A 13,407-nucleotide genomic window follows, 5' to 3' on the forward strand; every position below is an offset into this window, starting at 1 on the left:
GTTGACGCTGCCGCCCGGCGACAGCAAGGCGCTGGCCATGCGCTTCTTTTCCGACAATGCCGCTCCCGTTCATCCCAAGGTGATGGCCGCGCTGGCCGACGCCAACACGCTCGACACCGCCTATGACGGCGATGCGCGATCCCGCGCGCTCGATGCGCGCCTGTCCGACCTGTTCGGCCGCGAGGTCGCGGCGCTGTGGGTGCCGACCGGTACCGCCGCCAACTGCCTCGCCCTGGCCGCGCTCTGCCCGCCTCATGGCGGCGTGGTCTGCCACCGGGACGCCCATATCCAGAACGACGAAGGCGGCGCTCCCGAATTCTACACCCACGGCGCCAAACTCTTCCTCGCCGACGGCGAGGGTGCGAAGCTGACGCCGGAGACGATCACGACGGTGATCGATGGGATTGCCAACGACGTCCACCGCGTCCAGCCGCACGCGATCTCGATCACCAACGCCACCGAATACGGCCGGGTCTACACGCCCGACGAGGTGGCGGCGATCGGCGCGCTGGCGAAGGAGCGCGGGCTGGGCCTGCACATGGATGGCGCCCGCTTCGCCAATGCGGTGGCGACTCTGGGCTGCACGCCGGCCGCCGTGACGTGCGACGCGGGCGTCGATGCGCTGAGCTTCGGCTTCGTCAAGAACGGCGCGATGAGCGCGGAGCTGCTGGTCTTCTTCCGCACCGATCTTGCCGCAGCGACGCTCCACCGCCGCAAGCGTGCCGGGCTGCTGTTCTCCAAGGGGCGGTATCTGGCGGCACAGGTGCTGGCGATGCTGGAGGACGACCTGTGGCTGGACAATGCCCGCGCCGCCAATGCGCGGGCGGGCGAACTGGCCGCCGCGGCGGGGGCGCGGCTGGTCCATCCGGTCGAGGCGAACGAGGTGTTCCTGCGCGCCACTCCCGAAGAAGCGGCAGCGCTGCGCGCCGAGGGCTTCGACTTCTACGACTGGGCGGCCGGCGAAATCCGGCTGGTCACCGCCTGGGACAGCCCGGCGGATCAGGTCGCCGCGCTCGCCGCGGCGATCCGCCGGCTGTGAGCGAGGCGCCCGCGCCCCAGTCGACCCGCGCGGCGATCCTCGTCCCCTTCGCGCTCGTCACGCTGATCTGGGGATCGACGTGGCTGGTGATCCGCGACCAGCTGGCGGTGGTGCCGCCGAGCTGGTCGGTCACCTACCGTTTCCTCGTCGCCGGCCTCGCCATGGCGGTGGTGGCGAAGGTGAAGGGTGAGCGCGTGGCGCTCGACGGACGCGGATGGATGTTCGCCGGCGCGATCGGCCTGTTCCAATTCTGCCTCAACTTCAATTTCGTCTATCGCGCCGAGCATCACATCACCTCCGGCCTGGTCGCGGTGGTGTTCGCGCTGTTGCTGGTGCCGAACGCGCTGCTGGCACGCGTACTGCTCGGACAGCGGATGGGGCGGCAGCTGGTCGTCGGTTCCGGCGTCGCGATGGCGGGCATCGCGCTCCTGTTCCTGCACGAGGCGCGGGTCGGGCCGGCGGGCACGGCGGCGACGCTCGCCGGGATCGGTTTCACCGGTGTCGCGATCCTGGCGGCATCGATGGCGAACGTGTTGCAGGCGACGCCGACCGCCCGACGCTATCCGATGATGGCGACGCTGGCCGTCGCAATGCTGATCGGGGCGGCGATCGATGGCGCGGTCGCATGGTGGCTGACCGGGCCGCCGGTGGTCGAGATGCGCGCGGCCTATTGGGCGGGCATCCTCTATCTCGGGCTGGCCGGATCGGCGCTGGCCTTCCCACTTTATTACCGCGTGCTGCGTGTGATCGGGCCGGCCAAGGCGGCCTATTCCAGCGTCATCGTGCCCGTCATCGCGATGCTGCTGTCGACGCTGTTCGAGGGCTATCGCTGGTCGCCGCTTGCCGCCTTGGGTGCAGCGCTCGCCGGCGTCGGGCTGGTGATCGCATTGAGGGCGCGCAGGCCGAATCGATAATCGGGATAGCGCGGGCGCCAGCCGAGCACCCGCTTCGCCCGGCCGTTGGCGACCCGGCGATTCTCGGCATAGAAACCGCGCGCCATCGGCGACAGCGTGTCAAGCGCGACCAGCGGCGGCGGCGGCAACCCGAGCAGCCCGGCCGCAAAGGCGACCACATCGTCCTGCGGACACGGTCGATCGTCGGCGAGGTTGTAGGCACCGGCCGGGGCGCCACGCGCGGCGATCACGCCCGATACGATGTCGTCGACATGGACGCGGCTGAACACCTGATCGGGCAGGCCGACGCGATGCGCCCGCCCCTGCCGCACGCGATCGAGTGGCGAGCGGCCCGGACCATAGATGCCGGGCAGACGGAACACGCGGGCGCCGCGTGCCAGCCAGTCCGAATCCGCCGCCGCCCGCGCAGACCGCCGTCCGCCGCCGGTCGGCGCGCCTTCATCCACCCAGGCGCCACCGGCATCGCCATAGACGCCGGTCGACGACAGATAGCCGAGCCATCGCCCGGCGAGCGCGTCGCCATAGCGGACAAGCACCGGATCGGCCCCGTCCTCCGGCGGCACCGACGACAGGATGTGCGTCGCGGCCGCGATCGCGGATCGCACCGCCGCTCCGTCGTCGAAACGGACGGTGCCGTCTCGTCCGTCGCGCGTCGTGCCGATCACCGCGCCCGGCCAGGCGGCGGCGACGCGCGCAGCGGTGTAGCCGAGGCCGAAGATCAGCAGCATCGGGCTCGACCGGTCATCGCTGCGCCATCGGTCCCTTGTAGGTGGTGCCGAAATAGTCGCCCTTGTTCCACACCGGCCGGCTCGGACCGTCGGCGATCTCGCGGGCGATGGCGTAATTGGTGGCGACGAAGCGCACGCCCTGATCCCACAGGATCGGCTGCGTCAGGTCGTCGCCCGGCCGGTGATAGCGGTTCTCCATGAAATCCTCGAACGGCGCCTTGCCCGCGCCCTTGATCCCCGGCCACAGGAAGACCGACGGGATGCCCTTGCGCACGAAGTTGAAATGGTCGGACCGGGCGAAGAAGCCCTGTTCGGGCATCGGATCGGGTGACAGGCCGACGCCGACGCTGTTCACCGCGCGGGTGACGATCGGCCCCAGCGTCGAACGCTGCGCGCCGAAGGCGATCATGTCCTCGAACTTGTAGAGCAGCACAGGCATGTCGAGGTTGACGTCGGCGACGATGTCGCGGAGCGGCACGGTCGGGTGATTGACGAAATAGCTCGACCCGATCAGCCCCTTCTCCTCGCCGGTCACGGCCAGGAACATGACGGTGCGCTTGGGCGGCTTGCCGCTGGCGGTGAAGCGCTTCGCCTCCTCGATCAGGCTGGCGATCCCGATCGCATTGTCGAGCGCGCCGTTGTTGATCCGGTCGCGGCCCGGCGCATCGTTCACCCCGGCGGCAGAGACGCCGATATGGTCGAGGTGCGCGGACAGGACGACCACTTCCTTCGACAGCGCAGGATCGGCGCCCGGCACGACGCCGATGACGTTGCTGCTGTCGGCCGGGGTGAAGGCGGTGCGCGTCGTCGCGGACAATGTGCCGGTCAGCGCCACCGGGGTATAGCGGGAATCCTTCTTCTGCGCCTCGGCGACGATCGCCTTCCAGGGGGTGGCGCTGCCGGCGAACAGCCGCTCGGCCGTGGCGGTGCTGAGCGTACCGAGCACCGGTGTCGTAGGCGCGGGGCTGTAGCCCACCCCGGCCGGCGTCGCCCAGGTGGTGCGGCCGTAGGCATAACTGCGCGCCATGTCCTTGGGCAGGTTGCGGTCCCCTCCCGCACGTGGGGTAGGAAGCATGACGATGCCGACCGCACCGTGTGCCGCCGCGATCTCCGCCTTGGTCGCCATGGAGCCGAAATAGGCGCGCTCCTCGCCCGGGAAGCTGGTCGGCGATCCGCCGAAGATCGCGACGATCTTGCCGCGTGCATCGACGCCGGCATAATCGTCGATACCGAACTGCGGCGCGACGATCCCGCGGCCGGCGAAGACGAGCGGGGCCGATACCGTCGTTTCCGCGCTCGCCGGGTTGGCGGCGGGCACATAGTCGACGCCGAAGGTCAGCGCCTGCCGCTTGCCATCCCTGCCGGTCAACGCCATCGCGCCCTCGCCTGCCGCCTTGTAGGTGACGAGCGGCACGCGTTGCAGATAGCTGCCGTCGTCCCCCGCCGGGCGCAGGCCGGCGGCGTAGAATTGCGCCGCGACATATTGCGCCGCCACGTCATAGTCGGGCGTGCCCGCCTCGCGCCCCTTCATGGCATCGGAGGCGAGGAACATGACATGCGCCTTCATCGCTGCCTGATCGGCCGGCAAGGCTCGGTTAAGAAGGGCATTAGCCGCCGCCGTATCGGCGCCCGGCGCTTGCGCCACGACGGGCGTGGCAAGGGCGAGCGCAGCGAGCACGCCGAAGGAACGGATCATGTGGGGGTAATCCTGGTTAAGATGACGTTGCCCGTACCGTAACAGCGCCGCCGCCCCATGCAAGTCGTCGGCAGAAGGACTGGCAGGCCGCGCCCGCGCTCCTATAAAGGAGACATGCTCGACGTCTCGCAATCCATCGCCCAGCCCGTTCATCAGGCGCCCGCAGGGGGTGCACCCCATGCGATCGGGCGGCACGATTACCACCCGCCGGTGTGGATGGTGCCGGATATGCGCTTGATATTCGACCTTGATCCCGCCGCGACGCGGGTGACGGCGACATTGTCGGTGACGCGCAACGGCGCGGCGGGCGAGCCGCTGCGGCTGGACGGTGCGGGGCAGGAACCGCTCGCGGTGCGCGTCGACGGCGTCGCCGTGAACGACTGGCGGATCGAAGGCGAGCAGCTGGTCGTGCCGCTGGCCGGCGATGCCCATAGCATCGAAACCGAAGTGGTCATCGCGCCCGACCGCAACACGCAGCTGATGGGCCTCTATGCCAGCGGCGGCATCCTGTGCACGCAATGCGAGGCGGAGGGGTTCCGGCGGATCACCTATTTCCCCGATCGTCCCGATGTGCTGACCCGCTACAGCGTGCGACTGGTGGCGGACAAGGCGCGCTATCCGGTGCTGCTGGCCAACGGCGATCCGGTCGATGCGGGGGACCTCGCCGATGGACGCCACTGGGCGGAATGGAACGACCCCTTCCCCAAACCCTCCTATCTGTTCGCGCTGGTGGCGGGCGACCTGGCGGTCAATCGCGGCAGCTTCACCACGCAATCGGGCCGCGAGGTCGCGCTCGGCATCTGGGTGCGCGCCGCCGATATCGACAAGACGCATCATGCGCTCCACGCGCTCAAGCTGTCGATGGCGTGGGACGAGCGCGTCTACGGCCGCGAATACGACCTCGACGTGTTCAACATCGTCGCCGTGGACGATTTCAACTTCGGCGCGATGGAGAACAAGGGGCTGAACATCTTCAACAGCCGCTACATCCTCGCCGATCCCGATACCGCCACCGATTACGATTACGACGCGATCGCCGCGGTGGTGGCGCACGAATATTTCCACAACTGGTCGGGCAACCGCATCACCTGCCGCGACTGGTTCCAGCTGTCGCTGAAGGAGGGCTTCACCGTCTACCGCGACCAGGGCTTTTCGGCGGACCAGGGGTCTGCCGCAGTCAAGCGGATCGAGGATGTGCGCGGGCTTCGCGCGGCGCAATTCCCCGAGGATGCCGGGCCGCTCGCCCATCCGGTGCGCCCCGAAAGCTACCTCGAGATCAGCAATTTCTACACCGCGACGATCTACAACAAGGGTGCCGAGCTGATCCGGATGATGGCGACGATCCTGGGTCCGACGGCGTTCCGCGCGGCGACCGACCTCTACTTCCAGCGTTTCGACGGGACGGCGGCGACCTGCGAGGATTTCGTCGCCTGCATGGAAGAGGCGAGCGGCGTGGACCTGGCGCAGTTCCGCCTCTGGTATTCCCAGGCCGGCACGCCGCGCGTCGCCGCCAGCCTGTCCCATGTCGCAGGTGCGGGGCGGGCCACCCTGCGCCTCGCCCAGCACGTGCCGGGGACACCGGGCCAGCCCGACAAGCAGCCGATGGTGCTGCCGCTCAAGATCAAGCTGTTCGGCGGCGAAACCGGTCGCGCGCTCGGTGACGAGCAGCTGGTGCTTCTGAACGAGGCATCGAGCACCATCGTCTTCGACGGCATCACCGAACGCCCCGTGCTGTCGATCAATCGCGGCTTTTCGGCACCGGTCATCATCGAAAGCGACCGCAGCGCCGCCGAACTCGCCTTCCTCAGCGCGCAGGACGACGATCCCTTCGCCCGCTACGAGGCGATGCAGCAGCTGATGCTCGACACGCTGGTGGCCGGCGCCGTCGAGGGCCGCGCCGACCACGATGCCGTGGTGACCGCGGTCGCCAATACGCTCGCCGACCGGACGCTCGATCCCGCCTTCGTCGCGGAAGCGGTGCTGTTGCCGTCCGAAAGCTTCGTCGGCGACCAGCTGGCGCTGGTCGATCCGGAGGCGATCTTCCGGGCGCGCGAGGCGCTGCGCCGCGACCTCGGCGAAGCGCTGATCCAGCAATGGCGCGATGCCTATGCGCAGGCGCCGGGCGGCCCGTACGTCTATTCGCCCGCCGCCAAGGGTGCGCGGCGGCTGCGCAGCGTCGCGCTCGGCTATATCGCGGCGAGCGGTGCGCCCGATGCCGCCACCCTCGCCTTCCGCCAGTTCGAGGCGGCGGACAACATGACCGACCGGCAGGGCGCGCTGACCACGCTCGCCAACGGCAAGGCCGACGAGCGCGAGGCGGCGCTGGACATCTTCTACAACCGCTATGCCGGCAACAGCCTGGTCATCGACAAATGGTTCCAGACGCAGGCGCTGTCGTCGCGCGACGACACCGGCCAGGCGGTGGCGATGCTGGCGCAGCATCCCGACTTCACGCTCGCCAACCCCAACCGGGCGCGGTCGCTGGTCGGGGCGTTCGGGGCCAACCAGCGGGCGTTCAACGCCGTGGACGGTTCGGGCTATCGCTTCCTTGCCGACCAATTGATCGCGCTCGACAAGCTCAACCCGCAGACCGCGGCGAAGCTGCTGCCGCCGCTCGGCCGCTGGCGCCGCTTCGACGCCGGCCGATCGGCGCTGATGCGCGCCGAGCTGGAGCGGATCGTCGCAACGCCCGGCCTGTCCAGGGACCTGTTCGAGCAGGCATCGAAAAGCCTGGGCTGATTGGGGCTTATCCCAGGTGAGCGGATAAGCATTGCCGGTCGGCGGCGGCCGGCCTACGCTCCGGCCGTCGGGCTGGGAGAGTCGTCCGTGGTAGTAAGGCGTTGGGTTGCGGCGGTAGCGATGAGCGCGCTTCTGGCGGGCTGCGGCGGCGATGGCGGAGGCGGCGGCGGGTCGGGCAGCACCGCGGCGAGCGGCGGCACCGTCACGACGGCGGGCTGTTCGCTGCGCGAGCGGCAGGACTGGGTGAACGCGCAGATGCGCGAATGGTACCTGTTCCCCGACACCCTGCCCGCCAGTCTCGATCCCGCCAACTATGGCACCGTCCCGGATTACCTGAACGCGCTGACCGCGACGGCACGGGGGCAGGGCAAGGATCGCTATTTCACCTATCTCACCTCGATCAAGAGCGAGAACGCATTCTATGGATCGGGGTCCAGCGCCGGTTTCGGCTGGCGGCTGGCGATCGACGGCAGCGGGCGGTTGCAGGTGACCGAAGCGTTCGAAGGCGCGCCGGCGCTTGCCGCTGGTATCGATCGCGGCGCCGAGATCCTGGCGATCGGCACCACCACCGGCAATCTGCAGACGGTGAGCAGCCTGTATGCCGCCGGCGGCTCCGCGCTGAGCGATGCGCTGGGGGCCAACACGGCGGGGACGGCGCGCGTGTTCCAGATTCGCGACGGCAGCGGCACGCGCAATGTGTCGGTGGCCAAGGCGGACTTCACGCTGGCGCCGGTATCGAGCCGCTATGGCGCGCAGATCATCACCGACGGCGGCCAGCGCTACGGCTATGTCAACCTGCGCACCTTCATCGACACCGCCGATCCCGCCTTGCGCGCCGCCTTTGCGCAATTCCAGTCGGCGGGTGTCACCAACGTCGTCGTCGACCTGCGCTACAACGGTGGTGGCCTCGTCACCATCGCCGAACTGATGAGCAACCTGCTCGGTGCCAATCGCCAGACGTCGGAGGTAATGACCTATACCACCTTCCGTTCCGATAAGGCGGCGCGCAACACAACGACCTATTTCAACCCCCAGCCGCAATCGGTCGCGGCGATGCGCATCGCCTTCATCGGCACCGGCGCCACCGCCTCGGCGAGCGAATATGTCATCAACGCCTTCATCCCCTACCTCCACGCCAATGCCGGGCTGATCGGCAGCAACACCTATGGCAAGCCGGTCGGCCAGATCGCGCTCGACAAGAGCGAGTGCGACGACCGGCTGCGCGTCATCGCCTTCGCCCTCCAGAACGCGGCGCGGCAGGGCGCCTATTACAGCGGCCTCGCCGGCACGGTGGAGGCGAGCTGCCGCGCGGCGGACGACATCAACTATCCGATGGGCGATCCGCGCGAAGCCTCGACGCGGGCGGCGCTCGACTTCCTGCAAGGCAAGAGCTGTACGCCGATCGGTGGCTCCGCGACGGCGAGCGCCGAGGCGCGCGCGCTGTCGGTGCCGGTGAGCCGCGAGGCGTTGCAGCCCGATCCGGCGAAGATGTCGCCGGCGCAGCGTGAGGTGCCGGGGCTGTTCTAAGCCGTGCCCGGCGGCTAACCGGCTGCCTGTGCTCGACGATCCCCTGTTCCTTGCCATGGCCGCGCTGGCGGTGATCCTGGTCGGCCTCGCCAAGGGCGGGCTGTCGGGATTGGGCGCGCTCGGCACGCCGTTGCTCGCGCTCGCCGTGCCGCCGGTGGAAGCGGCCGCGATCCTGCTGCCCATCCTGGTGGTGCAGGATGCCGTCAGCGTCTGGGCGTTCCGGCGGACGTGGGACGGCTGGGTGATCGGCTGGATGCTGCCGGGCGCGCTCGCCGGCATCGCCGCCGGCTGGGCCTTTGCCGCGGTGCTGCCGACGCCGGCGGTGATGGCGATGCTGGGCGGCATCACGCTCGGCTTCGGCCTGTGGCGGCTGTGGATCGAGCGCGGCGGCCGGGCGGTTGCCGCGTCGCGTTCGCCGGGCTGGGTCGGCAGCCTGTTCGGTCTCGGCATGGGCTTCGCCAGCCAGATCGCCCATGCCGGCGGCCCGCCGTTCCAGATGTGGGTGGCGCCGCGCAAGCTGCCGCACGAGCGCTTCGTCGGCACCGGCGCGATCCTGTTCGCCATCGTCAACTGGGCCAAGGTGCCGGCGTATCTGGCGCTGGGGGCGTTCACCCACCAATCGCTGATCGCGTCGGCGGCGCTGCTGCCGCTGGCGATCGCGAGCACGCTGGCCGGGGTGTGGGTGATCCGGCGGATGAGCCCGCAGCGCTTCTATGGCATCGTCTATGCGCTGATGGTGCTGCTCGGCGCGAAACTGCTGTGGGACGGGATCGGAGGATAGGATGACACCGCGGATCGACCCGAGCTGGATGGCGCCGCTCGCCGAGGCGCTGGCCTGCCCGAGCATGGCGGCGCTCGATGCCTTCCTTGCGGCCGAAGCGGCGGCGGGCAAGGCGATCTTTCCCCCCGCGGCGGACCGGTTCCGCGCGCTGGAGCTGACGCCATTGCCGCGCGTCAAGGTCCTGATCCTGGGGCAGGACCCCTATCATGGACCGGGACAGGCGCACGGCCTCGCCTTTTCGGTGCAGCGCGGCGTCAAGGTGCCGCCGAGCCTGATCAACATTTACAAAGAGCTGGACGCCGACCTCGGCATCGCACCACCGGGCCACGGCCATCTGGAGCATTGGGCGCGGGCCGGCGTGCTGCTGCTCAACACGGTGATGACCGTGGAGAGCGGCAAGGCCGCCTCGCACCGCGCCCGCGGCTGGGAGCGATTCACCGATGCGGTGATCCGCGCGGTCGCCGCCAAACCGGAGCCGGTCGTCTTCCTGCTGTGGGGCGCGCATGCGCAGGCCAAGGCGGGCTTCGTGCGCACGGTGGAGCAAGGCGGCGCGCATCTGGTGCTCGCCGCGCCGCATCCCTCGCCGCTGTCGGCCTACAAGGGCTGGTTCGGCAGCCGCCCGTTCAGCCGGACCAACGCCTTTCTGGCGAGTCACGGCGTGGCGCCGGTGAATTGGGCGCTGCCGGACGCGTGACGGGGTCAGCGCTGTGCGGTCTCGACGGCCGCAGGCAGTGTTTCGACCCCATCGATATCCCAACGCGTCATGGTGATCGCATTGCACGCATAGGTCGCGCCGTTGCGCAGCGGCGCGATCTTGAGCTGCGCCGCGAGAGCCGGCTGCGATCCGGCAAGCGTACGGCGGGCATCGTCGGGATGGCTGGCGTAGACGAGCCCGCTCATCTTGCCGCCGGTGCTGAGCCGGGCGTCCATGTAGGGAATGAAGTCGCCCAGATAGGCGACCTCGCCGGCTTCGACATGGATGAGCGGGGCGCCGAAGCAGTGGCTGGTGGTCAGGGGTACCTTGCCGACCGCGAAACTCTTGACCACGTAATCGCCCGGCGTGACGCGCAGCACCTGCACCTCATAGCTGGCCTGCTTGTCTTTGCTATCCGCGATCACGCCATAGACGGTCTTGTCCCCGGTCTTCTTCCAGTCTTTGGGCCGGTAGGCGAGATCGCGGTGGGACAGATCGTAGCGGGCGAGTTCGACGGAGGCCGAACGTCCGGCGGCAGGCGCCTCGACCCGCCGATAGCCGATCACCAAGGCCGCTTCCCCAGGAGCGAGGACGAAGGGTGTCGCGGGATCCACCTTCTTGCCGAGCCAGACCTGTCCGGGTGTCGTCAGCGGCGCCTCCGGATGCAGGGCGGGATCCGGCGCGAAGCTGAAGCGGGTGAGTTCGGTCACCTTGCCGGGAACAGTCGAGGCTCCGACGATGGTGTCGAAAAACGCGCTGCGTTGTTCATCGCTCATCGTCGCGATCTTCGCCGTCTCCGCGTCGGGCAGTTCGACGAGACGCCAGCCGCCGATCATCAGGCATGACCGGCGATTGTCACGCCGTTGCTGCCCCTGTGCGATCGCGCCCGCGATCAAGCCGCCGATGCCGCCGCCGATCCCGGCGGCCAGGGGCGAGATATAGGCAGGGTTGTAGAAGAGCGGGACAGTGCCCGCCGGCGTCCGCGATCCACGCGCGATGAGCCGACAGCGTTGCCAGTCGGCGTTGTATGCGGCGCGGGTCGCGCCCGGCTTGTTGTAGAAGCGCGTGTCCTTCAGATCGCGTGCCGCATCCTTGGCGATCTCCTCCGGCGAATCATCAGCCACCAGCGCCGGTTCGGCGGCAGGGGCGGCGGCCTGCACCTGTACCGCCGGCAGCGGCTCCGCGCCCGCCATCACGGCTGCGGCCCATACGATCGTCATCGTCATACATCCCCCCGGAAGTCTGTTGTGGAGAGATGCTATACCGGGCCGGTCGACGTGGCAATGTAAGGCCGAAACGGCCTGACAAGACCGGGCTCGACGGGGCTAGCGAGCGGTGCGGAGGGTCGCCATACCCCCCGCCCCCGCGCGCGATCGGCCGGTGTCACTCCGCCGCCGGCAGATACACCTCGCTCCCCTTCTCGCGGAAGCGCTCGCTCATTGCGGCCATGCCGGCTTCGGCGTCCGCTGCCGCGGACTTGCCGCCGGCGAACAGGGCGCGATCCGCGTCGGCGGCGTCCGCTGCGACGAAGGTGTCTACCGGGGCATTCTGCTTCGCGGCGAAGTCGCGGACTTCCTGGGTGATCTTCATGCTGCAGAATTTGGGGCCGCACATCGAGCAGAAGTGGGCGGTCTTGGCGCCTTCCGCGGGGAGGGTCTGGTCGTGGTACTGCTCGGCCGTGTCGGGGTCGAGGCTCAGGTTGAACTGGTCGCGCCAGCGGAATTCGAAGCGGGCGCGGCTGAGGGCGTCGTCGCGCAGCTTGGCGGCGGGGTGGCCCTTGGCGAGGTCGGCGGCGTGGGCGGCGAGCTTGTAGGTGACCACGCCGACCTTCACGTCGTCGCGATCGGGCAGGCCGAGATGCTCCTTGGGCGTGACGTAGCAGAGCATCGCCGTGCCGTACCAGCCGATCATCGCCGCACCGATGCCGCTGGTGATGTGGTCGTAGCCGGGCGCGATATCGGTGGTGAGCGGCCCAAGCGTGTAGAAGGGCGCCTCGCCGCACACCTCGAGCTGCTTGTCCATGTTTTCCTTGATCTTGTGCATCGGCACGTGGCCGGGGCCTTCGATCATCACCTGCACGTCCTGCGCCCAGGCGCGGTGGGTGAGCTCGCCCAAGGTGTAGAGCTCGCTGAACTGCGCCTCGTCGTTGGCGTCGGCGATGCTGCCGGGGCGCAGGCCGTCGCCGAGGCTGTAGGCGATGTCATACGCCTTCATGATCTCGGTGATCTCGTCGAAGCGTTCGTAGAGAAACGATTCCTTGTGGTGCGCGAGGCACCATTTCGCCATGATGCTGCCGCCGCGGCTGACGATGCCGGTGACGCGCTTGGCGGTCATCGGGATGTAGGGCAGGCGGACGCCGGCGTGGATGGTGAAATAGTCGACGCCCTGCTCGGCCTGCTCGATCAGCGTGTCGCGGAAGATCTCCCACGTCAGCTCCTCGGCGATGCCGCCGACCTTTTCGAGCGCCTGGTAGATGGGGACGGTGCCGATCGGCACGGGCGAGTTGCGGATGATCCATTCGCGCGTGTCGTGGATGTTGCGGCCCGTCGACAGGTCCATCACCGTGTCGGCGCCCCAGCGGATCGACCAGACGAGCTTGTCGACTTCGCTGGCGACGTTGCTGGCGACGGCGCTGTTGCCGATGTTGGCGTTGATCTTCACGAGGAAGTTGCGGCCGATCGCCATCGGTTCGGATTCGGGGTGGTTGACGTTGTTGGGGATGATCGCGCGGCCGCGCGCGACCTCGTCGCGGACGAATTCGGGCGTCACGAAATCGGGGATGGCGGCGCCGAATGATTCGCCGTCGCGGGCATATTCGCGCAGCCGCTCGCGGCCGAGGTTTTCGCGGGTCGCGACATATTCCATCTCGGGCGTGATGATGCCGCGGCGGGCGTAGTGCATCTGGCTGACGTTGGCGCCGGCTTTCGCCCGCAGGGGGCGACGGACGGTGTTGGGGAATTGCGGCACGCCGCCCGAACGGTCGGGACCGAGCTGACCGTTGTCCTCCGGCCGGATCTCGCGGCCGTCATAGGCCTCGACGTCGCCGCGGGCCATGATCCAGTCGCGGCGCAGCTGCGGCAGGCCGGCCATGATGTCGATGCGGGCGTTGGGATCGGTATAGGGGCCCGACGTGTCGTAGACGCGCAGGGGCGGCTCGCCCGAGGCGGGGTCGAGGTGGATTTCGCGCATGGCGACGCCCAGCGGGCCGACATGGACCTTGTGCGATCCGCGGATCGGCCCGGTGGTGACGCCGATTTCGGTGCGGGCGGGAACGTCGGCCATGTGTCGT

Annotated in this window: 10 protein-coding genes; 6 read left to right on the plus strand and 4 right to left on the minus strand. The window is 69.0% G+C overall.

All coding sequences use genetic code 11. The features are described 5' to 3' along the window. The first annotated feature begins 37 nt into the window (after window positions 1-37). Window positions 38-1,039 carry a threonine aldolase family protein gene (locus tag ACTZQ5_RS02810; protein WP_443583630.1) on the plus strand — a complete coding sequence of 334 codons (1,002 nt, stop codon included), beginning with the start codon at window positions 38-40 and terminating at the stop codon, window positions 1,037-1,039. Further along, window positions 1,036-1,953 (plus strand): DMT family transporter, encoded by a 918-nt coding sequence (locus ACTZQ5_RS02815; protein ID WP_443583631.1) that lies wholly within the window; start codon window positions 1,036-1,038, stop codon window positions 1,951-1,953. Before ACTZQ5_RS02810 ends, ACTZQ5_RS02815 begins: the two co-directional genes overlap by 4 nt. Here ACTZQ5_RS02815 and ACTZQ5_RS02820 read toward each other — a convergent pair. Further along, window positions 1,863-2,681 (minus strand): Rossmann-fold NAD(P)-binding domain-containing protein, encoded by an 819-nt coding sequence (locus ACTZQ5_RS02820; RefSeq protein WP_443583632.1) that lies wholly within the window; start codon window positions 2,679-2,681, stop codon window positions 1,863-1,865. The genes ACTZQ5_RS02815 and ACTZQ5_RS02820 overlap by 91 nt on opposite strands. 13 nt (window positions 2,682-2,694) lie before the next feature. After that, entirely contained in the window at window positions 2,695-4,377 is a 1,683-nt protein-coding gene (locus tag ACTZQ5_RS02825; RefSeq protein WP_443583633.1) for a M28 family metallopeptidase, read from the minus strand. 114 nt (window positions 4,378-4,491) lie between these two features. Between ACTZQ5_RS02825 and pepN the strand changes: the two genes are divergently transcribed. The 4 genes from pepN (at window position 4,492) to ung (ending at window position 10,118) form a co-directional block, all read left to right on the plus strand. Further along, entirely contained in the window at window positions 4,492-7,116 is a 2,625-nt protein-coding gene (pepN, locus tag ACTZQ5_RS02830) for an aminopeptidase N (protein ID WP_443583634.1), read from the plus strand. Between the two features lie 120 nt (window positions 7,117-7,236). Next, entirely contained in the window at window positions 7,237-8,643 is a 1,407-nt protein-coding gene (locus tag ACTZQ5_RS02835; RefSeq protein WP_443583635.1) for a S41 family peptidase, read from the plus strand. A gap of 22 nt (window positions 8,644-8,665) precedes the next feature. After that, a complete protein-coding gene (locus ACTZQ5_RS02840; RefSeq protein WP_443583707.1) occupies window positions 8,666-9,424 on the plus strand; it encodes a sulfite exporter TauE/SafE family protein in 759 nt (252 codons plus the stop codon). A gap of 1 nt (window position 9,425) precedes the next feature. Further along, window positions 9,426-10,118: a uracil-DNA glycosylase gene (gene ung / locus ACTZQ5_RS02845; RefSeq protein ID WP_443583636.1), complete on the plus strand. Its 693-nt coding sequence runs from the start codon at window positions 9,426-9,428 to the stop codon at window positions 10,116-10,118. A 5-nt stretch (window positions 10,119-10,123) separates the two neighbouring features. On the opposite strand, the gene ACTZQ5_RS02850 is transcribed toward ung, so the two are convergent. Together ACTZQ5_RS02850 and thiC are read right to left on the minus strand one after the other, a co-directional pair. Further along, window positions 10,124-11,338, minus strand: coding sequence for a hypothetical protein (locus tag ACTZQ5_RS02850; protein WP_443583637.1), 1,215 nt, complete (start codon window positions 11,336-11,338; stop codon window positions 10,124-10,126). Between the two features lie 163 nt (window positions 11,339-11,501). Then, window positions 11,502-13,400, minus strand: coding sequence for a phosphomethylpyrimidine synthase ThiC (gene thiC / locus ACTZQ5_RS02855; protein WP_443583638.1), 1,899 nt, complete (start codon window positions 13,398-13,400; stop codon window positions 11,502-11,504). Window positions 13,401-13,407: the final 7 nt, after the last annotated feature.

Source organism: Sphingomonas cellulosilytica, from assembly GCF_052321755.1.
In the GTDB taxonomy this organism is placed as follows: domain Bacteria; phylum Pseudomonadota; class Alphaproteobacteria; order Sphingomonadales; family Sphingomonadaceae; genus Sphingomonas.